Genomic DNA, 22,728 nt, shown 5'->3' on the forward strand with positions numbered 1-22,728 from the left:
TTTTTAACTAGTTTTCTCTATCCTGATTGTATGAGGAGTTAAGGGGGAAATAGTTGATGAAGAAGTGGGGCTTTTTTCTATTTATAGTAGTGCTCTTAGGATATGCAATTTTTGGTGCCAAAGAATATCTCCAACAGAAACTGGAGGACTTCGATGGAAAATATGAGAATCAGGGAATGAGTAGTATAAACAATTCCAAGACGATCGAAATTGTGCCACAGGATCAACTGTATCAAGGGGATTTAATACTGGTTAACAAGGATTACCCTGTGCATCAGGAAGGCGTGAAATCCGACATTGTGAATGTCTCTGATCATGCCGATTTGATGCAGGGCTATGTACTGCTGGACCAGCATATCCGTCTGTCTACCTATGTAGTGCAGAAGTTTCAGAAGATGATTGAGGCAGCCGGTAAAGAGGGCGTGAATCATTTTATGATCAGCAGCGGGTATAGGAATTCTGAAGAACAAGATAAGCTTTATCAGGAAAAAGGCGCGGACTATGCGTTGCCAGCGGGTTATAGCGAACACAACCTCGGTTTATCGCTGGATATAGGATCTACCCAGAGTGAGATGAGTAAAGCACCTGAAGGAAGTTGGCTGCAAAAAAACGCTTGGAAATACGGATTTGTATTACGTTATCCCAAGGATAAAACCGACATCACCGGGATTCAATTTGAACCGTGGCATTTTCGTTATGTCGGGTTACCTCATAGTGCCATCATGCAGGAAAACAAACTTGTGCTGGAGCAATATATGGATTACATCAGAGAAAACAAGAGCATTTCGACAGTTGTAGAGGGTGAAGCCTATAACGTCAGTTATTATCCGATTTCGCAAAATATCATCAAGGTACCGGAAAACGGCCAATATGAGATCTCAGGGAACAACATAGATGGAGTGATTGTGACTGTGCAGAAATGAATCCATATACAACGAAGGAGGTTCACTATTGAAGCATATGACAGCAATCATGAGGTTGGTTACAGTAGCAGGGTTTGTGGTGTATCTGTATGTGTTAATCAAGTTGATCCTATTTAAATGGGGTTCTGTTGACATGCATGTTCTGCTGTACCAGCTTCAGAGTACTTTACAACAGCCTGATAGAATCTTCAATCGGTCCGGCAACTATATCCCATTCCAGGAGATTCTTAGAGAGATTCATCGCATGTCTATGTCGAGTCCATTTTCGTCTACGAATCTGATAGGCAATATTCTAGCCTTTATTCCCCTGGGGCTCTTCATCCCTAAACTCCTCACATCAAGAGGGGCGTCATTCATAAGCGTATTTATGTTCTCCCTGCTCCTAAGCCTCTGTTTTGAAGTGACGCAACTACTATTGCGGATGGGTACATTTGATGTAGATGATCTTATATTGAACACATTCGGCGGCATCATGGGTTATTGTATCTTCAAATTTCTTGTGTGGTTGATTAAACCCCAACCCCATGAAGATGACGGAGTTGGGGTCGTTACTTATAATTGAATTGTCATGGGTAGTCGCAGTTTTCCAATTCTTCTATGGCTGCTGCAAAATGAATCTCCAGCACCTCAATATTCTCCTGCTCTGCCCCCAGTTCACCGCCTCGTCCGATCAGCATCTCTTCTGAATACTCAGCTACGTAGCGTCACCTGCAAGCATTGATTGCGAGGGGATTACTTGATCTTAACTCGTGGATATTGTACATGCTCAATGGATACCATATAAAAAAACGGCTGCAGCACCAATAGGCGCTGTAGCCGTTTTATTGAAATTGTTCTGCAGGGAATTTAGTTTCGAGCGGGAGCAATGAAGCTAGCGGCTCTCTGCTCTGCAGCAGCAGTAACGGAGTCAGCACGAACCTTAACCTCAGAGGCTCTCTGCTCTGCAACAGGAGCAGTGGAGTCAGCACGAACCTTAATCTCAGAGGCACTCTGCTCTGCAACAGCAGCAGTAACGGAGTCAGCACGAACCTTAACCTCAGAGGCTCTCTGCTCTGCAGCAGCAGTAACGGAGTCAGCACGAACCTTAATCTCAGCAGCTCTCTGCTCGGTTACAGGAGCAGTGAAGCTAGAGCGTTCATCGGATGCAGCAGCTCTCAGCTCTGGTACAGGAGGCGCGGAGCTTGGCTGGTCAACCTTTGTGGTAGGTTCTGATTCTACAGGAACCAACGAGCTCGACTTGTCATTAGTTGGGGGTGAGACGGGTTCTACAAGCTCATCTGTGTTTGATTTGTCAACCGAAATCGTTAAGTTCGATCCTGTAAGAGTCGAAGGGCTCTGTGTCTCTTCAGTAATGATTTTATTTGGGGGTTGGGTAGCGTTCTGACTAGCTTTGGGATTTGTTAAGGTGCAGCCACTAATGATGAGTAAGGTTGCTATTCCCAGAAACGACCAACGATACGAATTGGATTTAAACTGTGTAATCATTTTAATTCTCCTTTTTAGCTGTGTCTTATTTCCGGTGAGATTCACATTTCCGGCGATTTTGAAGGGTTGTGAGAAGTCCTCCAGCAGTTTGATGAGCGTGTATCCATAGTTCCGGCTTTGATCAGGAGTCAGGCAGCTAAGTGCAAGCGCGTCGCTCGCGATTTCCTGATCTTCCTGCATTCGACGAGAGGCATACCAAAGAACGGGATTAAACCAATGAATGATTAGTAGGGCCTGCATGAACCCGTTTACCCAGATATCGTTGCGTTTCCGGTGCGCCAATTCATGAAGGAATACATGCTGCAGCTGATCGTCATCTAAGCGGGTTAGAATCGCTGTGGGCATGATCAATTGCGGGTGCAGGAATCCGAACAATGACGGTGTTCCGAGATGGTGAGATTCAACAAGAGAAACGTGTTTGTGAATCGACATCATTTTCTTACACTGATCGAACAGCTGTAATACTCTTGCATCGGTAATCGCAACGGTTTCTTTTTTTATCCTCCGGGCAAATTTCCAGTTGATGCGGATGCTGTATGTACCCAATAAGCATGCTCCCACCAACCAGACAATAAATAAGTCCTGATATAGGGTCGGGGCAGCAGTTTCCGGTACAGCTTCTCTAGCAAGTATTTCTGCCGGATTAACGGGCATGACCGACTCGATGGAATCCGTAGTACCGATCCAATTATAAATACTGAATTCGCTCTCGGGACCCCACGGTAGAATTAATCGCACAATAACTAACAGCCACATCAGGTAATGCCATCGTGGTTTCAAATGATGCTTAAGTACGCGCTGCAGCACTATAATTAGGACAACCAAGACACTCGCCATCGCCGAGACAGACCAAACCCAATCAAAGAGAGCAATAAGGCGTTCTAGGATTTGATTCATTTTGTTTTATCATCTAGAATGTTTTTCAATTCTTTAATATCTTCCGGAGATAGGTGCTCTTCTTTCAAAAAATTAACAAGCAGCGGTTTAAATGCGCCACCGTAGATTCTCTTCAGGAAGGAATCAGTCTCGGACTTCATACACTCATCTTCGGATACTAACGGAAAATAGGAATAAACTCGGTTATCCTGCGAATATGAAATGGCTTCTTTCTGGGTTAAGCGGTTCAAAAGCGTTCTTATTGTCTTGGGTTTCCAATCCGTATGATCTTCCAAAGCCTCAATCACTTCATTAGCCGTACGGGGTGTTCGGGCCCAAAGCACCTTCATGACTTCCCATTCCGCATCGGATATATGTGGAACATTGTTCATAGATTTACCTCCTGAATATGTGGATTACACGTGTAATACAAAACCAATATTACACATGTAATCCATGGTTGTCAAATGCACATGAAACAAGCCAGTCTCCAATAATCGGAGACTGGCTTGTTTGTAGCTTTTGATGCAGTGTCTGTTCTAGAATATTCTGCGGGCGGTAACGAAGCGTTTCTTCCACTTGCTATCGAAGGCCTCTACATGCACGCCGAGTTCTTTCGAATACGTATGCAAAAGCTGATTGTCTCCTGCATAGATGGCCACATGTCCGATATCCAGATCGCGTGCACTGAAGAACAATAAGTCTCCTTTACGCAGCTCGTCGATCTCGACTTTCTTGCCTATGTTGGCCTGATCGTAGGATACACGCGGGAGATCGATCGACAGTGTATCCTGAAACACACGCTTAACGAACGAGGAGCAGTCGAAAGTGTCTGTCTGATCTGGTGAAGCACCGAAGACGTATGGTGTGCCCAGATATTTTTTTCCGTACGCTATCAGCTCGTCCGCTTGTTTCTCAATCAGAGTGGGGCTTGTGTAATCGCTATATTTCGGTTTCGCAGATATGTATCCAGTTCTATTATCCTGAGTCCGAATTTCCAGCCATGAAGCGTTAACTTCGCGGATCACATGAACTTTGGCCCCTGCAGACAGCATTTCCAAGCTGACGGAGCTGCTTCCAGAGTCTGGGGAGCTTCGTAAATTGACGCCCCACAGGACGGACGTATCATAATCTACAGATGAGGAGATTTGAACCGAACGAGTGCCCTGAACCCACTTCACAGTGCTTCCCAGAGCCTCGCTAACGAAGCGTAAGGGGATCATCGTGTAACCTTTACTAATTTGACCGGGTGTGGTTAGAGTTAGCTTTTGACCATTTAGAGTAGCTGTGAGCTCGCCTATGTGATAAGTAAGCGTTGTATCTCCTTTAGTTGCTGTGACCGTTTTGCTCGCGTTATTCCAAGATAGCTTGGCGCCCTGTACTTCGAAGAGTCCGCGCATAGGAACGAGAACCGTGCCGTTGATATTGAGCGGCTGAACCTCTGGTTGAAGTTGTTGGCCATCCAAATAGATGGACACATTCTGGGGAGTCAACGGAGCTTGAGGGGCCGTCTCTGCATGAGCAGAGGTAGAATATAACAGGGATACGGCCAGTAGAGTTTTACTTTTCGTCATGCGTTCATCACCTTGTTGATAGATTTGTTTCATATAGTTGGACGAAGGTAAGACGAAATGGTTCTGTTCCAATTATTTACACCCATTTATTCCCCTATTATTTAGAGGTTATAAGTTCAATGCTTTTGGGTAAAAGCTTATATAAAATGGGGGAGGACACGCTATGAAATGGAGAGGTAGAAGCGGTAGTTCGAATGTTGAGGATCGCAGAGGCATGGGTGGAGGAAAAAGGCTGGTTGGCGGTGGAATTGGCGGCATAATCGTAGTCATTATTGTGACTTTGTTAAGTGGTGGCAGTCCAGGAGATATTCTGAATAACTTGACGAATACAGGGTCGGAATCGAATGTGCCTTACGAGCAAACGGCTCAAGAAGAGGAGCTGTCACAGTTCGTATCTGTTGTACTTAAGGATACTGAGGATATATGGAGTGATCTCTTCAAGCAAAAAGGCTTAACTTACGAAGATCCAACACTCGTTTTGTATACAGGTAGCGTCCAATCTGCTTGTGGAGAAGCAGGTGCATCGGTAGGGCCTTTCTATTGTCCAGGTGATCACAAGCTATACATTGACTTAAGTTTCTATGATGAGCTTCGTCAGGAATTTCAGGCTCCAGGTGATTTTGCTATGGCTTATGTGATTGCTCATGAAGTGGGCCACCATGTTCAAACACTGTTGGGCACCACTGAGAAGATTATGCCGCTTCGTGAACAACTTAGTGAAACGGAGTTTAATAAATATCTGGTTAACTTTGAATTGCAGGCTGATTATCTGGCAGGCGTATGGGCCCATCATGCCCAAGGAATGGGTGTACTTGAAGCTGGTGATATTGAAGAAGCTTTAACGGCAGCGAGCGCAGTCGGTGATGATAGCATCCAGAAAAAGGCTCAGGGGTATGTTGTACCCGAGAGCTTTACCCATGGAACTTCCGCGCAGAGGAAGCAATGGTTCAATAAAGGCTTCCAAACCGGAAATATAGAAGGTGGAGATACGTTTCAACAGGCAAGTTAGTGTGATGTAAGGAGTGTTGGAGGAAATCAGTCCTCTTCAGGTACAATCACTTGGATATGTCGAGGTATAATACTGAGCTCGATGGGTAAAGGGGGTCCCTCTTCGCCATCTACATTAGTCCTAACAGATTCTACCGAGTGCACACTCAAATTTTTAGCAGTAAAGTAAACCACATCTTTATGATCCTTCAGGCTGCCAACCAATAAAGAGATACCGATCGTAATGGTATTGAGTACTGTAAGATCTTTAATAATGAAACAGTGAAGCAAACCATCGTCGACAGTAGCATCGGGTGCCAGCTTCTCAAATCCGCCCACCGAGTTCGTTAAAGCAGCGAGAAAAAGCGGGGAATGTCCTTCCCATGTTTCCCCATCATGATGAATGACGAGGGGCTGGGCAGGATTACGGAGATCTTTAATTCCTTCTTTGAAGTAGGCCAAAGCACCAAATTTGGATTTATCGTCTGAGGATACGGAAGACAGTGTTTCAGCGAGTGAACCTGTGGCAACGACGTTGGCGAAAACTCTACCATTTAATCGGCCCATATCTACGTTCTTTACCCTAGTAGAAGTAAGTGTCTGGATCGCTTCTGCAGGATTCAGTGGAATTTGCAAGGCACGCGCAAAGTCATTAACTGTCCCAAGAGGGACTACACCTAGTTTCGGGCGAGGGTCTTGATCGCTGAGTCCGTTAATGGTCTCGTTGAGCGTGCCATCACCGCCAATGGATACGACCAGGTCATAACCATTCTCACATGCAGTGATACAAAAATGAGTGGCATCCCCTTCTTTTGCTGTCTCCTTGACCGTAACATTATATCCTGCATCATGTAAAACTTCTTCTACATTTCTGACATGTTGGGGCGCATCTTCTTTGCCGGAGGTGGGGTTAATGATGATCATGGCTTGCTTCATACTCATATTCCTCTCTTTCGGGATGGATAGTCACTTCTATCCTCTTACCCCAAAAGAATAGTTTTGATAGTGCTGTTTCTATACATATTTCAGGTACTTCCGTTACATGGCGTTATGTTTCGCCAATGAAGGTTGTGCTGCGGATACACTGGTGCTAATTGAAGCATAAATATCCTCCACCAGCTGGTCAAGCTGTGGTATTTGCTCCTGCTTCATCGCAGATTTAATCTCTAGCGGCTCTCCGATGAACTCAATTTTTCTCATATCGCCAATGATTTCCGTCATCTCTTTAATAGAGGCGTTCGCCCAAGTATAGTTTCCGACCAATGATACCTTGCGGCTCTGGAGATTCAAGGCTGCCATCTCGTGGAGCAGGGCTTGCATTCCGTGGTAGAGGCTCATGTTGTAGGTGGGTGAACCAAAGATTAAATGGCTGAATTTCCAGGCATCCGAAATAATGTACGAAGAATGCGTCTTGGACACATCATACATACGAATATCCTGCACCCCTTTGGAGGATAGCTTGGACGCGAGCATGTTCATCACATTCTCTGTGTTGCCGTACATGGAGGCATAGGCTAGCACAACGCCCTGTTTCTCCGGCTGATAGCTGCTCCACAGGTTATACTTGCCCAGAATATAAGATAGGTTCTCCCGCCAGACCGGCCCATGGAGCGGGCAGATCATGTTAATCTCAAGCTGCGCCAGCTTGCTCAGAACCTTCTGAACCTGCGGGCCGTATTTACCAACGATATTGGCATAATAACGCCGAGTCTCCTCAAGAAATACCCCCTCGAAATCGGTCTGGTCGCAAAAGATATTCCCCGAGAGGGAACCGAAACAGCCAAAAGCATCTGCGGAGAACAGGATTTTGTCCGTAGTTTCATAGGTGAACATCACCTCCGGCCAATGGACGAAAGGCGTCAGATAGAAACGTAAGGTCCGGGTGCCAAGGGATAATTCATCCCCTTCGTTTACAATATAATAATTCTCCGGTTTGCTGAAGGTATAGAACTGTTCCATAAACTGAAACGTTTTTTTGTTGCCGACAATCTTCAGATCCGGATAACGTTTCAGTAGTTCTTCAATATTGGCGCAATGATCCGGCTCCATATGATTGACCACCAAATAATCCAAGGCTCTTCCCTGCAGGACATGTTCAACATTCTCTAGGAATTGGGCGGTGATGGCGGAATCAACGGTATCCATCAGTGCGGTTTGCTCGTCTAAGATTAAATACGAATTATACGCGATGCCCTTTGGTAGTGGAAACATATTCTCGAACCGTTCCAGCCGCTTGTCGCTACCCCCAACCCACACAATTGCGGGTGCTATCTCTTGTACACAGTACATCGGTATTCCCTCCATGGTAATAATTTTTTTCAACAATATATCAGCATATGATGGCAAAGAAATTGACATAAATCATAAGGACTTACGATCTGAGAGCGTAGAATCAATACCCACGTAAGGTAATATTACATTAACTTAGTCATTACAAGGAGGATATGAGAAGATTACGTATCATTCTGCTGTTTTAGGGTCTTATTGAACCTGAACGTACAGGTTTTCTAAACATATTTGACAATCTGATGAAGTGGTAATATATGTTTATAAAATTGAGGGGAATAGGCAACAGATCATATGTAACAGTATGCTAACGGTACCTGCAAAAAGATTTTGACAAATACAACAGGTACCGTTATAATAAAAACCAACAGGTACGGTAAGGAAAATTAGATAGCCCAATTTAAGGAGGATTCATTATGAATATGAATACTGAATTGTACGAAAAACTCGCGAAACTGCAATGGCTGTTACAGAGGCAACACTTGAAAGCCCACGCAGCTGTTGGCCCTATGGCCGACACTTCACGCGGGCAAGGCAGGTTACTGGCGTTTCTCCGGATGAAAGACGGGATCAGCACAAAAGATTTATCCTATATGCTCGATATCCGTGTATCATCCCTTAATGAATTGCTTGCGAAGTTGGAGAAAGCCGAATACATTACCCGTAAACCTTCAGAGACAGACAAACGCATCATGCTGATTTACCTGACGCAAAAAGGACGAGACGAAGAGGGACAAGAGATAGACAGCGGCAACATATTTTCCCGCCTATCGTCAGAAGAGCAGGCTACTTTCGGGGAGTACCTAGTCCGCGTCATTACGACTTTAGAGGAAGAACTTGGAACGGATGCAGATCGTGACGTAATGGCTCTCTGGATGGAGGCCGCAAAGGAACGTATAGGTACAGAGGAATTTGAAAAACTAATGTCCATGCGCGGAAAAATGAACGGAATGTGGGGAAATTTGGGGGACGAGCGCTTTAGCGGTAGGTTCCCTGGATTTGGTGGGGAAGGTCACGGCAGAGGCATGCACGGATTTGGCTGGCCTTCCAGAGATGAAAGAAATTCGTCACCGGACAACTCACAGAACCCGGAAGATAAGTAAAGTAGAACATTTTTAACAAGCAGCATTGGCGCTGCCTTTCCAAAAGAGATAGATGAGTGGCAGAGGCAGCGCAATGACGTTTTTCCTTGGAACGACCAAATCATCCAAAGCTCGCAAACTAAACCCGCAATGTCCTCGTTACGGGTTAGTTTGTGCTGCGGCGAGAGATCGATATTCAGTTAATAGTTAGAATTCTAAGTAATTTGAAGACAAAAATAATTGAAGAAAGTGGTGACCCGCATGAATGCAGAAAACCTTCATTACTTTGAAAAGGCGCCGGTCGCAAAAGCCGTAGCTCACTTCGCTCTACCGATGATGCTAGGCATGTCAATGAGTGTCATATATTCCATTTTGAATGCCTATTTCCTTGGTACACTGGGCAATACTGCCATGTTAACTGCACTCGCATTAACCTTACCATTATTCGCGGCCATTATGGCGTTAGGCAACTTGATTGGCATTGGTAGCGGTACATTCATTTCCCGTTTGCTGGGAGAGAAAAGAGTTGATGATGTAAAGCATGTGTCTTCATTCGCCTTTTATAGTAGTTTAGTTCTCGGTCTTATCTTGATGGCTGTCGGCCTCCCATTGATCGATCCAATCGTTCATGGCCTGGGAGCGACGAATGACTCCTTCGGATTCACAAAGGACTATGTCACGATTATGATTATGGGTTCACCCTTCATCGTATTATTCTTCACATTGGAGAATATCGTGCGCGCGGAGGGTGCAGCAATGACGTCGATGATCGGTATGATTCTCAGTGTTGTCGTAAATATTATTCTCGATGCGCTAGTGATCTTCGTCTTCCATTGGGGCGTGATCGGCGTTGCGTCGGCTACGGTCATTTCTAACATGGTTGCGAGTGCATTCTACGCCTTCCATATAGGATATAAGAGCCAATTCTTAACCGTCTCCATCAAATGGTTCAAGGCTAGCAAGGAAATTCTCAGCAATGTAGTCAAAATCGGAGTTCCCGTCTTTGTTATGAGTATCTTCTTGGGTGCAATGTCGCTCATCTTTAACCGTTTTCTGGTCGAATATGGGGAGCAGGCCATAGCGGCCTTCGGAATTTCATCACGTTTATTGCAATTTCCTGAGGTTATTCTAATGGGCTTAAGCGAGGGAGTCGTACCGTTGATTGCCTTCTCTTTTACAGCGAACAAATTACGCACGAAGCATACCATTGCTTTTACGATCAAAGCGATTGTGGCCCTAGCAGTCGTGTTCGGCGTTATCGTCTATCTGATTTCCGACCACTTAATTGGTTTATTTACGAATGACCCGCTATTAATTGACATGGGCAGCTACATTCTACATGTGACCTTCTTATCCTTATTTATTACAGGAATGACCGCGTTGTTTACGGGGATCTTTCAAGCAACAGCGCAAGGAACCGCCGCGTTTATTATGTCAATTATTCAAGGGATTACTCTGATTCCTGTGTTGTATATCGCCAATCGAATGAACGGCTTCCACGGGGTAGTCTGGTCACTCGTCATTTCGGATGCCGTCGCGTTCCTTGTTGGTGCTACTATGCTGTATGTTCTGCGGAACAAATTGCAGCCTGATTTGGAAAATTTAGTACAGTAGAAAAAATATAACATGCAAAAGCCCTAACCAATTTCGGTCAGGGCTTTATCCTTTTGAAGTTACTTATTCGAATGATCTCCGTACCTCTTTGTTAATCCGTTTCAATGAATTAATCTGTTCCACAGTCAACTCACTAATGGTGGCCGCATATTCATCAATGGCTTTTCGTTGGGCAACCTCATTTTCATCCAGGATATTCTGAGTATAGAATAGTTCTGACGGCTGGATTCTTAGTGCGATAATAATCTTCTGCAGTGTATCTATAGAAAAGTTCCGTTCCCCTCGTTCCAATGATCCAACATAGGCATCATCCAAGTTCGAAAGCTCCGCTAGTTGTTGTTGGGTTAATCCCTTTGCCTTACGTATGGCTCGAATTCTGTCTCCAACCGAATTTCTTAAATCCATCATGCTAGTCACCTCTCCTAAAGGTTAGGAGAGTATGGGTACAAATGGCAGGGTCATAGAGACGGTAAAATATATTAATAGTACTGCGTATAAGTAGTATGTTAAGCTCATTGTACTCCTTCTCTAGTGGAAGTAAAGCAAAAGGAACATATTGGAGGGTTATAGAGTCAGGCTTGACGATAAAGGAGGAATCAGCTCTTGCGTAGTTCCATTCTAAAGTCACTGAAGCCGGATATCATGGTTGAAATGTTGGAAAATGCTTTTTTATCAGAGAACTGGGACAGGATACTGAATACTTCGGACATTCTATTCAGCTATGCACAATGCATCTATGAAGAGCGTCAGGATCTCAAGTCAAAGGGCTTGCCTTTATCTCTTGGCGTAGTGATGCCACATTCGCTTGTTTATTATTTCGGGTTCAGCCATCTTATGCGCGGAATTGCTCATCAGAAGCAGGGTCACTATAATCAAGCAAGAGAATGCATGAGTAAATATGCCGATCTGGGCTGGTTGGATGGTTTAGATGAGGAAGGTCTGCAACTGGTTGAGGAATTCCGGTTCCTAGCGAAGACTAATTTATATACATTGGATATTTTGGTGGGCAAGACAGATCAGTTAGAGGAATATGTGGTCTTTCTGCAAGATTATCCGGAAGAATTGTTGCCGGGTCTGGATTCGATATTACAAGCGGTGTTTCGTCATGTTATGAATGTCTATGAGCTTCTGCGTACGTTCGCACAACAGTTTACCGAGTTTGGAGAGTCCAGGGAAGAGGCTAATCCCTCTTACTATTACAACTATTGTTATTACTTGGCTGTATATCATAAACGGGCCGGGCGACACTCAGAGGCACTGGAATGCATTCTGCAGTGTATTATATTAGCCCATAAGTCGCACAATGACGGGGATTTCAGAAACTGTATGGCCTTGTTCGAATCCTTGCGAGATAGGGCTACAGAGGAGCAGATCAGGCAATATCAAGAAGTGCTGACAGCAGTCTTGGAATAAGAAGATGACGGTGTAATTAGGGCCCAGATTTCGTGGGCTCTTTTTGCTGTCGAAGTTTGTCATTTTCCCGTCATTGCCTTGAGATATAGTTATATTAATTCTTAATAATGATAATCTAAGGGAATGAGGAATAATGATGAAAAAAACTTCCGTATGGAAACTTTTGTTAATTTCGGCTTTGGTTTTAGTTGTATTAAGCGGGTGTGTTATAAATACAAATTCAGTGAACATTATCTATTCAAGTGATAAGCCAGGCAGTTCAGAGCATGTGTTCTTAAGATATTCAGATGGAAAGGTGGTTCAGGCACCTGATGATGAAGGAGCTAGTACCGTAACTGTCGAGACTTACTCCGATAAGACTATTGTAGGCGGGTATGTTAGCGATAATCATGTAAGCTGGGTTCCTGATTATGAGTATGGCTACTCTACAGACGTAACATTATCCAATTTTCAGTCAAACAAACCAGCATATGCTGTAGACCATGTTGCGCTGGCTAAAGAACCGGAACTGGATATCAATCATCTAGGGTTTGTAAATGTAACACTTGCTGTTTATGGTACAGATGGTAAACTTGTGAGCGGCCGAACAGAGATGTTCGCGCATGCAAGTGATCCCAATGTAATATTTCACAGTATGGATAGTGGAGTAGCTACAGCAAATGAGGGTTACTCCTCGTATACAGTTGGCGGACAGGTTACCTTTCTGATCCAAGGGAGCACTAAGAATATCCAGACAGCGATATCCTTGTATTCGGGTTCACATTTAATCACAGATAATTTTTTGAAGAAGGTAACTGGCATTGAAGTAAGTAGTTCCGGTGATGTGGATAGCCTACTAGTAGGCGATTCATTGGTTATGAGTGCTGGAATATTGCCGATAGATACTGCTTACCGGGCAGTTACTTGGTCAGTTCTTGATGGAACAGGAACAGCTACGATAGATGCTGATGGTTTGTTAACAGGTATTTCAGCGGGCACAGTCACTGTCAAGGCTACGGCTACAGATGGTTCTGCTGTTTATGGAACAAAGGAGATAGAAGTTAAACCCTTCATACCAGTGGCTACCCTTTCATTAACTGCTGAGGGCGGAGTTTCCACAGTAGTAACAGGTGCTCTACTAGATATGAGTGCAGTAGTAGCGCCTGCCAACGCTACAAACCAAGTAGTCACTTGGTCGGTGTTGAACGGAACAGGTTCTGCCACCATTAACGAAACCAGCGGTGAACTTACTGCCGGCAATCCCGGTACAATAACGGTACAAGCTACAGCTACCGATGGAAGTGGAATTATCGGCAGTACACAGTTATTTATAACTGTTGCTCCTACACCTACTCCAATTCTAGTCTCTGCGATTACAATAAACGGAGATTCTTCGGTGCTTCTGGGCCAATCGTTACAGCTGGCTAAGAGCATTGCTCCCGTAGAGGCCGCTAATCAAACGGTTGTGTGGTCTGTTGAGAATGGTACAGGCGCAGCCAGTGTGGATGCAAACGGTACACTGACAGGGAATTCAGTAGGCACGGTAACCGTGAAGGCAACGGCAACGGATGGTTCTGCGGTCTATGGAACAAAAGCAGTTCAAATAGTAGCGGTAAGCGGAGGTGGCATCATCAGCGGGCCAACGACACCAACAGTAACACCAACAGTAACACCAACGCCGACAGCAATACCAACACCAACGCCAACATCTGTGGCACAGCCAGTAGTGAAATTTGATGACAAAGTAGTTAGCATTGAGAATCTGCTTACTAGCCTCAACAAGAAAATAGAGGAAGCTAAAGCTCATCCAATTACAATGCAGTTCGCAGATACCCCTGCACACTGGGCGAATGCGACTGTCGGTATTTTTGTTAAATTAGGTGTGGTTAACGGGTATAAGGACGGTACCTTCCATCCCGATGCAAGTATCACTCGCGCAGAGTTTGCCACAATCCTTGCCAAAGTCTTGGATCTTTCAAGTACGGTTACTGGAAGTGCATTAAGTGATATTTCTGGTCATTGGGCTGAAGCTTCTATTCGTACTTTGAAAGATAAGGGAATTATCTCAGGGTACCCGAATGGTACCTTTAAACCCAATGATGAAATTAGTCGTGCCGAGATTATCGCTATGATTTCCAAGATTATTAATCTTAATAGTGTGAATGCTACCGCATCCTCTAGTTTCTCTGATGTTGAGGGTACATGGAACAAGGATCAAATTCAGAAAGCGGCAGCTGCTGGAATTATAAGCGGTGATGGATCAGGAGAATTTCTGCCTAATAAGCAGGCTTCACGTGCCGAAGCGTTAACGATTGTGTTGCATCTTCTGCAGACCAATCCAGAGCTTAGTGCTCTTCTGGAATCCATTAAATAATTAATAGTTCTGCAATTTGCTGAAAGCTCGCCCCACCCTTGTTAAGAGGCTGGAGCGGGCTTTTTTTTGAAAATATGGTCAAGTAGAAGCACTCTAATATTAAATTGAAATTATCCCTATAGGAACGTATGTTTTTTAAAGGGTTTCTGATAAAATAGGAGGCACAGAATGAACGAATATTTCCTAAATAGGGGTCAACCATCTATGAACTATAATCTGTATTTATCGGCACTACTGATGGCTGCTACCTGTTGTTCTCTGATGTTGGTCTATCTATGTTGGAAAAGAAGAAATCTACCGATAGCCATAAGCTATGGCTTAGGGTTGTTAACCGGCTCTTTTTACACTTTTGGCTATGCCTTTGAAATTACTAGTACTACCTTGGAGCAAATACGTTTCTGGCTGCGCATTGAATATATCGGTATTCCCTTCGGTACGGTGCTGTGGTTTATTATGGTTCTGCAATATACGGGGCGGCAATCATGGGTGCGTACCAAGTACGTTGCCCTTCTGATGGTTGTTCCCATGCTAACCTTTATTGCTCATAACACAAATGACTGGCATCACTTGTTCTACAAGAGTATGACGATCAATACTTCAGAGGGATTCCCATTGGTCACCTTGGTTAAAGGTCCCTTATATGAACTTCATGTTATGTATTCCTATAGCTTCTTTATTGTAGGAATGGTTTTTTTGATTCAGATGTTCCGCAAAGCGGCCCCCCGTATGAAGAAACAAGTAGCTCTTATGATCATAGGATCTTGGGGACCCTTTGGTTTTACGCTTGTTTACTTAAGTGGATTGATTTATATGCCCCTCGATTTATCTCCATTCGGGTTCTTGTTCTCTGGTGTTTTTTTTATGTGGGGGATTTATCAATTTAATATGCTGAGGTTAGCCCCCTTAGCTTTACAAAATGTGTTTGAGTCGATGAGAGATGCAGTCATTGTATTTGATCTGGATAACAGACTAATCAGCTTCAACAAAGCGGCCAACTGGGTGGTTGGAGGTTTGCATAAAAAAATGCTTGGACAGCCGGCTGCTCAAGTCTTACTCCATTATCCACTATTGCTGGAAATCGTCATGAAAGATCCTTCTTCGGTGAGTAGGGTCCAAATCACAGGTCTGCCGGATGGACAATTTTATAATATCCATATGTCATATGTGAGTGGCAACAACCCCAATCCGGTTGGCAAATTACTTTTGTTAAGCGATGTAACGGAAACAGTGCGTGTAGAGGAAAGACTCCATGATAATGCCAGACAATTGAGTGAATTGAATACGTTCAAGGACAGGATGTTTAGTGTAGTTGCCCATGATATTCGTGATCCCATAGCGGTACTTGTCAATCTGATGGAATTGCTTGAGGAGGAAATTCAGGCCTCAGGGGAGGACCATGAGGAGATTGTCCGCGAGATGGGGCAGCAGATTCAGAATACATTTTCCTTAGTAGAAGGCTTGCTGGATTGGTTTCGGAGTCAAACAGGGGGGATGATCTTTAATCCGGTGGAACGGGATCTGGCCCATACGGTTCAAACCAATTTGAGTCTAGTGCGTCTCCGTGGTGAGAAAAAGAATATCAACATCCTATCCGAAATACCTAACGGTACCTATGTTTATGCCGATAAAGAAATGCTTGAGTTGATTATCCGCAATCTACTGTCCAATGCTATTAAATTTACAGACTACGGTGGAACCATTCGCTTAAAGGCAGTGCAGAAAGATCATCAAATGGTTATCTCTGTAAGCGATACAGGCGAAGGAATACCTTCAGAACAGGCTCATTCTTTGCTGCAGGATGATTATCCGGTTTCTTCGGTAGGAACAGCGGGAGAGCGGGGCATCGGGTTGGGACTTATCTTATGTAGGGAATTTGTACACTTAAATGGGGGAGAGATTTGGTTTGACAGTATACCAGCACATGGCAGCACTTTTTATTTCTCTATTCCTACTGCCACTGAAGCTTCAACCAGACGATCAGGCAGCATGGAAGGTGAAGTGAGATGAAGGTTATTCTTATTGATGATGAGAAGGCGATGCATTTAATTATGAAGCGGATGCTTGCCAAGATTACGGATGTTGAAATTGTGGGGAGTTTTCAAGAAGTAGCAACCGCTTTTTCCTACTTGGAGAATCATGAGGTAGATTTGATATTTGCTGATATCAGTATGCCAAGGGAAAATGGGTTGGAGTTTGCTGAACGTTTACGGGCAAGTGGCAGACACACCAAGCTGGTATTTATAACCTCACATAAGGAACATGCGTTATATGCCTTTGATGTGCAAGCCTTCGATTATATTTTGAAGCCTGTTGTGCAAGAGAGATTACATCAAACGGTCCAAAGAGTAATGGCCGCGAAGCAGGCACCCGCTTTGAATGAAGTTAAGTTTAACTGCTTAGGCGGGATTGATATTCAAAGCACACAGGGTGTGCGGGTCAAGTGGAAATCAAGTAAAAGTGCGGAGCTCTTTGGATATTTACTAATAAATAAAGGCAGACTTGTCTCCAGAGCGAGGCTGATTGAGGATATGTTTGGCAACATGCTGCCAAAGAATGCCGAAATGTATTTAAATACGACGGTCTATCAGCTGCGTAAGGTCTTGGAAACATTTGAACTGAAGGAGAGTCTGCACTCCGACAGCAATCATTATGCGCTCAGTCTTAAAGATATACATGTGGATCTGCTCAGCTTTGAAGAGGGCTGTAGACAGATGCCTGTAGTAGATGAGAGCAATATCGAACAGGCGATAGGGATCGAACAGCTCTACACGGGCGAATTATTTGGTGATCGAGCCTTCGCCTGGGCGTGGAACGAGGCCGAACGTATTGCCGCGCTGTATAATTCTTTTACCCAGCGATTATGTGTAGCCTTGTTAAACAGAGGGGAGACACATGCAGCGATTCGGCTGTTGCGTAAACTCATGGCACACAATGAGCTGGACGAAGAGCCCTTCTTGCTGCTTATGGAGGCTTTGGCGCTACAGGAGAATAAAGAGGAGTTAACCCAGCAATACGAGAAGTTTGTGGAAACCCTACATAAAGAAATTGGAATAACCCCCTCACCTGTAGCGGTCTCCTTGTATGTGCAACTGATATCAGGGCTGGATAAATAATGAGGACTGGCCTTTCTGTCGATATATGACAATAAAGGCCAGTCTTCTATTTTTTCTGGCATCTATTACAATAGTATGAATGCGAATGTCAATTTATAATGAAGGAAGTTATCACTTTTTTCTAGTACATAGTCTAACGATTGATGAATTGTTTCAGCAGATGGAGACCAAAGGAAATCAGATTTACTAGAACCTTAGGGGGGCTGTGTCAGTGGATACGAAAATATTAATCGTGGACGATTCCAAGTCAGATGTTACTTTAATCAAAATTATGCTGCATGATTATCAGCTAATTTATGCGGCCAATGGATATGAAGCTATGCAAATGATTGATCATGATCCTTCTATTGAACTAATCGTACTGGATTTGAACATGCCTGTGATGAATGGTTTTGAAGTATTGAATGCTCTGAAACAACCCCAATATTCGAAGATTGTCACCATTATTCTGACCAATCACGATGAGATCGAGAATGAAGTGAAGGGCTTAGCATTAGGCGCAATGGATTACATACGAAAACCTTTGAACATGGAAGCCTTAAGAAAACGGATTGAAATCCAGCTTGCCTTACGAAATTCAAGAGTCATGATGGAGGACTACAATCTTCGCTTACAGAATGAGGTAGAGATCCGAACCAAAGAGCTTGTCCTAAGCCGAGATATCTCGATCAATGTATTGGTTGGATTATTGGAAGTGAGAAACTTAGAAAGCAGTAATCATACGATAAGAACTCAATATATGGTGAGGAAATTGTGTGATCACTTAAAGCTAAAGGCTGAATATTGCGATATTTTCACAGATGATTATATTCAAGAACTGTTCAGAACGACGCCGCTGCATGATATTGGGAAAGTGGGCATACCTGATCATATTCTTTTGAAACCTGGAAAGTTAACTCCTGAGGAATTTGAAATTATGAAAAAACATGTGGACTACGGTGTGGATGCCCTGATGTATAATCTCAAAGGTAATGACGCTCCCAGCTTTATCCGTACAGCTCTTGAAATTATTGGGACACACCATGAAAGATATGATGGTACGGGTTATCCGCATGGACTAAAAGGAGAAGAGATTCCTCTATGTGGCCGATTGGTCGCTATTGTGGATGTCTACGATGCTTTGGTGCATCCAAGAGTGTATAAGGCAGCTTTTTCGCATGAAAGAGCATTAGAGATTATTAATCAGGAACGTGGCTGTCACTTCGATCCCAACATTGTTGATGCCTTTATGGAAATTCATAACGAAATGCTGAAAATTACTCAAGAATTCGAGCAAACCCCAGAAATTGAGGTAGAGTAGGGTGAAAATGACTAGAATCATACTACTTACTTGTTGTTTTCTATTCTTGTTTCCGGCACTGATCCTTCACGGTAGTGCAGCAAAGGTGGATTTATCGGCCGAAGAGAAACGATTTATTACAGAACATCCTATTATCCATTTAGGGGTGGACCCTCAGTTTGTTCCTTTCGAGTTTATTGATTCAGACGGGACTTATAAGGGGATTGCGCATGATTATATTGAATTAATTAATGCGAGAACAGGCCTGAACCTAGCCGTTGTACCTGGTTTGACGTGGACACAGGCCTATGAGAAGGCTGTCGAACGAGAAATTGATGTACTGCCGAGTGTTTCCAAAACAGTGGATCGAGAAAACTACTTTTCATTCTCGATGCCCTACTATAGCTTTCAAAGAGTAATTATTACTAAGGATAATAACGATGCTATCCAGTCTTTCGAGGATTTAAATACGCAGATGATAGCCGTACAAGAAAACAGCTCCCATGATACCTATTTAAAAAGTATTGGTCATACGGAGTTGAGTTTGTACTCTACGGTGGGAGAAGCTTTAGAGGCAGTATCTAATGGCACTGAACAAGCCTTCATCGGAAACTTGGCTACAACCGCTTATTTGATCAGGGAGAACGGAATTACCGATCTGAAGGTAGTTAAAATGAATGATCCTGGGAATCAATCCCTTTATTTTGCCGTAAGAAAGGATTGGCCAGAGCTAGTAAGTATTATCAATAAGGGGATTTCCAGTATTACATCCGAGGAAAAAATTCAAATCAATAATCAGTGGATCGGAATTGAGAATAAGGTCGATTATAGCAATTTGATTCAGGTTCTGGTTGTTGCTATTATCTTTGTGCTGATCGTATTTGGTGTTTCTTGGTATTGGATTAGAAGGCTAAAAAAAGAGATTCGGGAGCGGAAACGGATTCAGGAGGATTTGGTTCTGGCGAAAGAAGAAGCCGAGATTGCTAACAATATTAAATCGAGTTTCTTGGCTCGCATGTCTCATGAAATCAGAACCCCTTTAAACGGGATTACGGGCATGACTTATCTAATGAAGAGAACGGATATTTCGGTCACCCAGAAGTTGTATATGGACAAAATAAGCCATGCCTCTAAAAGTATGGAGGCTATAATCAATGATATTTTGGACTTTGCAAAGATCGAAGCGGATAGAATTGAAATTGAACGCATTTCTTTTAATCTGGATACCGTTCTTCAGAAGGTGATAAATATTGTTTCCTTCAAGATTGAAGAGCAAGGGATCGACTTTTTTATCGATAAGGATCCAGAACTGCCGTCTATTTTCTTCGGCGACCCTAAGCGAATTGAACAAATTCTAATCAATCTAATTAACAATGCTGTGAAGTTCACTCCAACAGGTCAGGTTTCGTTGATGATAAGACTGGTAGCTGAACACTCTGATTTATTTCATATCGAGTTTACCGTTAAAGATACGGGTATTGGAATAGCAGAGGAACAGATAAAGTATTTATTTGAGCCCTTTAATCAAGCTGATATCTCTATTAATAGACGGTTTGGGGGTACAGGACTAGGTTTGTCCATTGTAAAGAGCCTGCTGGATCGGATGAAGGGTGAAATTAAAGTGTATAGTGCTCTTGATGAGGGTTCAACCTTTGTTATTCAGTTAGCATTCGAGGTGGATCGAGAACAGGAGTATATAGAGAAACAAAAGAATAGCTCGCTCTTTATTCAGAAAATAAGAGTGGTCGTGTTAGAAAAAAATCAAACCTATACTCATCTTATGCGACAATATTTAAACTCATTTGGAATCATTTCAGAGTTCACCTTGTCCGAGAAAAAGGTATTTGAGCTACTTCAGAGCACAACGGATCATGGAGCCAAGCCCTATGATTTAATCATAGTAGATTATGATACCCCAATGTTCAAAGGAATTGAATTTATACAGAAGATTAACCAGGACCCGACCATTCTCGTAAAGCCAAAGTTTATTTTAATGTTTCCGCTGGCTAGAGAGGATTTGTTCGACAAATTAGCGGAATTTTCGATTGACCTTGGCATAACCAAACCGATCATTCCTTCTGTTCTGTATAATGGTATTTTAGAAATATTTAAGGATAAAATCATGGATGAACATGAATTTACGATTATTGAAGAACAAGCGCAAGTCCTGAAAGCAAAGCCCAATCAACATATTTTGGTTGTAGAAGACAACAAAACAAATCAATTTATTGCTCAATCGATCTTGGAACAAGCGGGGTTTAATGTATATTTAGCCGATGATGGCAAAGAAGGATACGACTTTTTTGTACAGCATGCCGATCAGATCGACTTAATCTTAATGGATTTACATATGCCAGTCCTGGATGGGTATGAGGCGACACGATTAATCCGAAGAGAGAACCAGACTCTTCCTATCATTGCCATGACAGCGGATGCGATAACAGGAGTGGAAGAGAGGTGTAGAATAGCGGGCATCACGGACTTTGTGAGTAAACCCTTTGAACCGGATCTTTTAGTAGCTAGATTGAAGGAGATTCTAGGCTCTTTACCCAAAAATCCGGAAAAGGGTGGAGTGGGAACAGTGGACAAACCGATATTGGATGTAGCCTATGGGATGATTCTGCTGGGTCATAGAGAGGAATTATATAAATCCGTATTACGTACCTTTATTAATGAGAATGAACATGTCTCCACTCAACTACAGGAAAGCTTACAAGTTAAGGATTATATACAAGCTAAACAAATTGTTCATAAGATCATGGGCAGCTCTGGAAATATTGGTGCAAAAAAAATATATGAAATAGCTTCCAGATTACAAAAAGCTATTGTGGACCAAAGTGAAAGCGAAATCCAGTTTATGCATCCTATATTTAATAGCGCTTTGAGCGAATTATTACAAGAAATGGATAGGTATATTAAGGTGTCCATTGATCGTGAATAATACCTACGAGGGCGTGATCCTGGCCCATTTTCTCAAAGACAAGTCGCAAACTACGCCAGTCCATACCTTCATTCGCTGGATCAATGCCATCGATATGGTATTCAACGAAGTCGTAGCTATCCTTTGGGTATACTTCATTTAAGTTATTGATGGTCGTTCCTTGTCCAAGTCCCTCATTCAATGAGATCTTGGCATCCTTCATAAAGTCGGCATCGTAGACGAATTGTTTATAATATTGTGCAAAAGTCAGCTCGATTAATTCGCCCGTTCCGGCAAACGTCCGCCATACACGCTTTGTAGGATCCTTCATCAACCCTTCAAGCTCTTCCCGTGTAAACACGAGGTCGGCCTTCGTGTCAACGTAAGCATAGGGAGAGAAGCGGACTCCTTTCTGCGGATGTGCCCAAGCTGCGAGCGTCTTCATATTGCCATTACTAAGCGCCCTCATGACCGTAGCTGCTGCTTCCAGCGCTGTAGGGGGGGAACCTTCTTCTATAGGCTGTTCGGTCGATTCTGGTGTTTGGGTAACCCCAGTCGCTTCAGATGTCGCTATTTCTTGTGTCTGGCTTGGGGTCTGACTTGGTGTTTGTTGCGGCTTTATTGCCGCATTGGGCCCTCCATTACAGGCCGTGAGCAGGAATATTACGGCGACCAGGACGATCCATCCCTTATTTCTTATAGTGTACATAGGCACGCTCCTTATCTTATACCTTCACCCTTTCAGACGCACCTTAAACACCATATGTTGCAAAACCCAAAAGCCCGCCTCAGACTAACCTGAGAGCGGGCTTTCATATCCTAT

General features: G+C 43.4%; 18 protein-coding genes. 11 read left to right on the forward strand and 7 right to left on the reverse strand.

Features of this window, described 5'->3' with window-relative positions; translation table 11 throughout:
• The first annotated feature begins 56 nt into the window (after window positions 1–56).
• Both GJB61_RS13485 and GJB61_RS13490 read left to right on the forward strand, forming a co-directional pair.
• The gene (locus GJB61_RS13485; protein WP_154119026.1) at window positions 57–923 is read left to right on the forward strand and encodes a M15 family metallopeptidase; all 867 of its coding nucleotides are present in this window, start codon (window positions 57–59) and stop codon (window positions 921–923) included.
• Between the two features lie 37 nt (window positions 924–960).
• Window positions 961–1,485, forward strand: coding sequence for a VanZ family protein (locus GJB61_RS13490; protein WP_229521727.1), 525 nt, complete (start codon window positions 961–963; stop codon window positions 1,483–1,485).
• Window positions 1,486–1,769: 284 nt separating this feature from the next.
• Here the strand turns inward: GJB61_RS13490 and GJB61_RS13495 are convergent, their stop codons facing one another.
• The 3 genes from GJB61_RS13495 to GJB61_RS13505 all read right to left on the reverse strand — a co-directional run bounded on the left by GJB61_RS13495 (window position 1,770) and on the right by GJB61_RS13505 (window position 4,858).
• Window positions 1,770–3,305 carry a M56 family metallopeptidase gene (locus tag GJB61_RS13495; protein ID WP_154119028.1) on the reverse strand — a complete coding sequence of 512 codons (1,536 nt, stop codon included), beginning with the start codon at window positions 3,303–3,305 and terminating at the stop codon, window positions 1,770–1,772.
• Entirely contained in the window at window positions 3,302–3,676 is a 375-nt protein-coding gene (gene blaI / locus GJB61_RS13500; protein ID WP_154119029.1) for a penicillinase repressor BlaI, read from the reverse strand. Before blaI ends, GJB61_RS13495 begins: the two co-directional genes overlap by 4 nt.
• Window positions 3,677–3,823: 147 nt before the next feature.
• Window positions 3,824–4,858, reverse strand: coding sequence for a stalk domain-containing protein (locus GJB61_RS13505; protein WP_154119030.1), 1,035 nt, complete (start codon window positions 4,856–4,858; stop codon window positions 3,824–3,826).
• 163 nt (window positions 4,859–5,021) lie between these two features.
• On the opposite strand from GJB61_RS13505, the gene ypfJ reads away from it, so the two are divergent.
• Window positions 5,022–5,867, forward strand: coding sequence for a KPN_02809 family neutral zinc metallopeptidase (ypfJ, locus tag GJB61_RS13510; protein ID WP_154119031.1), 846 nt, complete (start codon window positions 5,022–5,024; stop codon window positions 5,865–5,867).
• Window positions 5,868–5,893: 26 nt separating this feature from the next.
• Here the strand turns inward: ypfJ and GJB61_RS13515 are convergent, their stop codons facing one another.
• Window positions 5,894–6,781 carry a diacylglycerol/lipid kinase family protein gene (locus tag GJB61_RS13515; RefSeq protein WP_154119032.1) on the reverse strand — a complete coding sequence of 296 codons (888 nt, stop codon included), beginning with the start codon at window positions 6,779–6,781 and terminating at the stop codon, window positions 5,894–5,896.
• A gap of 102 nt (window positions 6,782–6,883) precedes the next feature.
• Window positions 6,884–8,134: an FprA family A-type flavoprotein gene (locus GJB61_RS13520; protein ID WP_154119033.1), complete on the reverse strand. Its 1,251-nt coding sequence runs from the start codon at window positions 8,132–8,134 to the stop codon at window positions 6,884–6,886.
• A gap of 413 nt (window positions 8,135–8,547) precedes the next feature.
• On the opposite strand from GJB61_RS13520, the gene GJB61_RS13525 reads away from it, so the two are divergent.
• Window positions 8,548–9,234, forward strand: a complete 687-nt coding sequence (locus GJB61_RS13525) for a MarR family winged helix-turn-helix transcriptional regulator (RefSeq protein ID WP_154119034.1) — start codon at window positions 8,548–8,550, stop codon at window positions 9,232–9,234.
• 240 nt (window positions 9,235–9,474) lie between these two features.
• Complete coding sequence (locus GJB61_RS13530) at window positions 9,475–10,827, forward strand: MATE family efflux transporter (RefSeq protein ID WP_154119035.1); 1,353 nt, start codon at window positions 9,475–9,477, stop codon at window positions 10,825–10,827.
• A 63-nt stretch (window positions 10,828–10,890) separates the two neighbouring features.
• Here GJB61_RS13530 and GJB61_RS13535 read toward each other — a convergent pair whose 3' ends face one another.
• Window positions 10,891–11,235 carry a helix-turn-helix domain-containing protein gene (locus tag GJB61_RS13535; protein ID WP_154119036.1) on the reverse strand — a complete coding sequence of 115 codons (345 nt, stop codon included), beginning with the start codon at window positions 11,233–11,235 and terminating at the stop codon, window positions 10,891–10,893.
• A gap of 195 nt (window positions 11,236–11,430) precedes the next feature.
• Here GJB61_RS13535 and GJB61_RS13540 point away from each other — a divergent pair, with 195 nt between their 5' ends.
• From GJB61_RS13540 to GJB61_RS13565, 6 genes are all read left to right on the forward strand, one after another.
• Complete coding sequence (locus GJB61_RS13540) at window positions 11,431–12,240, forward strand: DNA-binding protein (protein ID WP_154119037.1); 810 nt, start codon at window positions 11,431–11,433, stop codon at window positions 12,238–12,240.
• Between the two features lie 223 nt (window positions 12,241–12,463).
• Window positions 12,464–14,593 carry an S-layer homology domain-containing protein gene (locus GJB61_RS13545; protein WP_195724331.1) on the forward strand — a complete coding sequence of 710 codons (2,130 nt, stop codon included), beginning with the start codon at window positions 12,464–12,466 and terminating at the stop codon, window positions 14,591–14,593.
• 204 nt (window positions 14,594–14,797) lie between these two features.
• The gene (locus GJB61_RS13550; protein ID WP_195724332.1) at window positions 14,798–16,600 is read left to right on the forward strand and encodes a sensor histidine kinase; all 1,803 of its coding nucleotides are present in this window, start codon (window positions 14,798–14,800) and stop codon (window positions 16,598–16,600) included.
• The gene (locus GJB61_RS13555) at window positions 16,597–17,706 is read left to right on the forward strand and encodes a response regulator (RefSeq protein ID WP_154119040.1); all 1,110 of its coding nucleotides are present in this window, start codon (window positions 16,597–16,599) and stop codon (window positions 17,704–17,706) included. The genes GJB61_RS13550 and GJB61_RS13555 overlap by 4 nt, the downstream gene beginning before the upstream one ends.
• A 211-nt stretch (window positions 17,707–17,917) precedes the next feature.
• Window positions 17,918–19,006 carry an HD domain-containing phosphohydrolase gene (locus GJB61_RS13560; RefSeq protein ID WP_338115806.1) on the forward strand — a complete coding sequence of 363 codons (1,089 nt, stop codon included), beginning with the start codon at window positions 17,918–17,920 and terminating at the stop codon, window positions 19,004–19,006.
• Between the two features lie 7 nt (window positions 19,007–19,013).
• On the forward strand, window positions 19,014–21,926 hold the full coding sequence (locus tag GJB61_RS13565) for a response regulator (protein ID WP_154119041.1): 2,913 nt from the start codon (window positions 19,014–19,016) through the stop codon (window positions 21,924–21,926).
• Here GJB61_RS13565 and GJB61_RS13570 read toward each other — a convergent pair.
• The gene (locus GJB61_RS13570) at window positions 21,901–22,614 is read right to left on the reverse strand and encodes a hypothetical protein (RefSeq protein ID WP_154119042.1); all 714 of its coding nucleotides are present in this window, start codon (window positions 22,612–22,614) and stop codon (window positions 21,901–21,903) included. The two genes, GJB61_RS13565 and GJB61_RS13570, sit on opposite strands and share 26 nt — an antisense overlap.
• Between the last annotated feature and the right edge of the window lie 114 nt (window positions 22,615–22,728).

This window comes from Paenibacillus monticola (assembly GCF_009664975.1).
Classification (GTDB): Bacteria; Bacillota; Bacilli; order Paenibacillales; family Paenibacillaceae; genus Paenibacillus_AQ; species Paenibacillus_AQ monticola.

Excerpts from the sequence above, each read along its gene's own strand:
- GJB61_RS13485 (WP_154119026.1), top strand. The coding sequence starts at position 57 with ATGAAGAAGTGGGGCTTTTTTCTATTTATAGTAGTGCTCTTAGGATAT.
- GJB61_RS13490 (WP_229521727.1), top strand. The coding sequence starts at position 961 with ATGACAGCAATCATGAGGTTGGTTACAGTAGCAGGGTTTGTGGTGTAT.
- GJB61_RS13495 (WP_154119028.1), bottom strand. The coding sequence starts at position 3,305 with ATGAATCAAATCCTAGAACGCCTTATTGCTCTCTTTGATTGGGTTTGG.
- blaI (WP_154119029.1), bottom strand. The coding sequence starts at position 3,676 with ATGAACAATGTTCCACATATATCCGATGCGGAATGGGAAGTCATGAAG.
- GJB61_RS13505 (WP_154119030.1), bottom strand. The coding sequence starts at position 4,858 with ATGACGAAAAGTAAAACTCTACTGGCCGTATCCCTGTTATATTCTACC.
- ypfJ (WP_154119031.1), top strand. The coding sequence starts at position 5,022 with ATGAAATGGAGAGGTAGAAGCGGTAGTTCGAATGTTGAGGATCGCAGA.
- GJB61_RS13515 (WP_154119032.1), bottom strand. The coding sequence starts at position 6,781 with ATGAAGCAAGCCATGATCATCATTAACCCCACCTCCGGCAAAGAAGAT.
- GJB61_RS13520 (WP_154119033.1), bottom strand. The coding sequence starts at position 8,134 with ATGTACTGTGTACAAGAGATAGCACCCGCAATTGTGTGGGTTGGGGGT.
- GJB61_RS13525 (WP_154119034.1), top strand. The coding sequence starts at position 8,548 with ATGAATATGAATACTGAATTGTACGAAAAACTCGCGAAACTGCAATGG.
- GJB61_RS13530 (WP_154119035.1), top strand. The coding sequence starts at position 9,475 with ATGAATGCAGAAAACCTTCATTACTTTGAAAAGGCGCCGGTCGCAAAA.
- GJB61_RS13535 (WP_154119036.1), bottom strand. The coding sequence starts at position 11,235 with ATGATGGATTTAAGAAATTCGGTTGGAGACAGAATTCGAGCCATACGT.
- GJB61_RS13550 (WP_195724332.1), top strand. The coding sequence starts at position 14,798 with ATGAACTATAATCTGTATTTATCGGCACTACTGATGGCTGCTACCTGT.
- GJB61_RS13555 (WP_154119040.1), top strand. The coding sequence starts at position 16,597 with ATGAAGGTTATTCTTATTGATGATGAGAAGGCGATGCATTTAATTATG.
- GJB61_RS13565 (WP_154119041.1), top strand. The coding sequence starts at position 19,014 with ATGACTAGAATCATACTACTTACTTGTTGTTTTCTATTCTTGTTTCCG.
- GJB61_RS13570 (WP_154119042.1), bottom strand. The coding sequence starts at position 22,614 with ATGTACACTATAAGAAATAAGGGATGGATCGTCCTGGTCGCCGTAATA.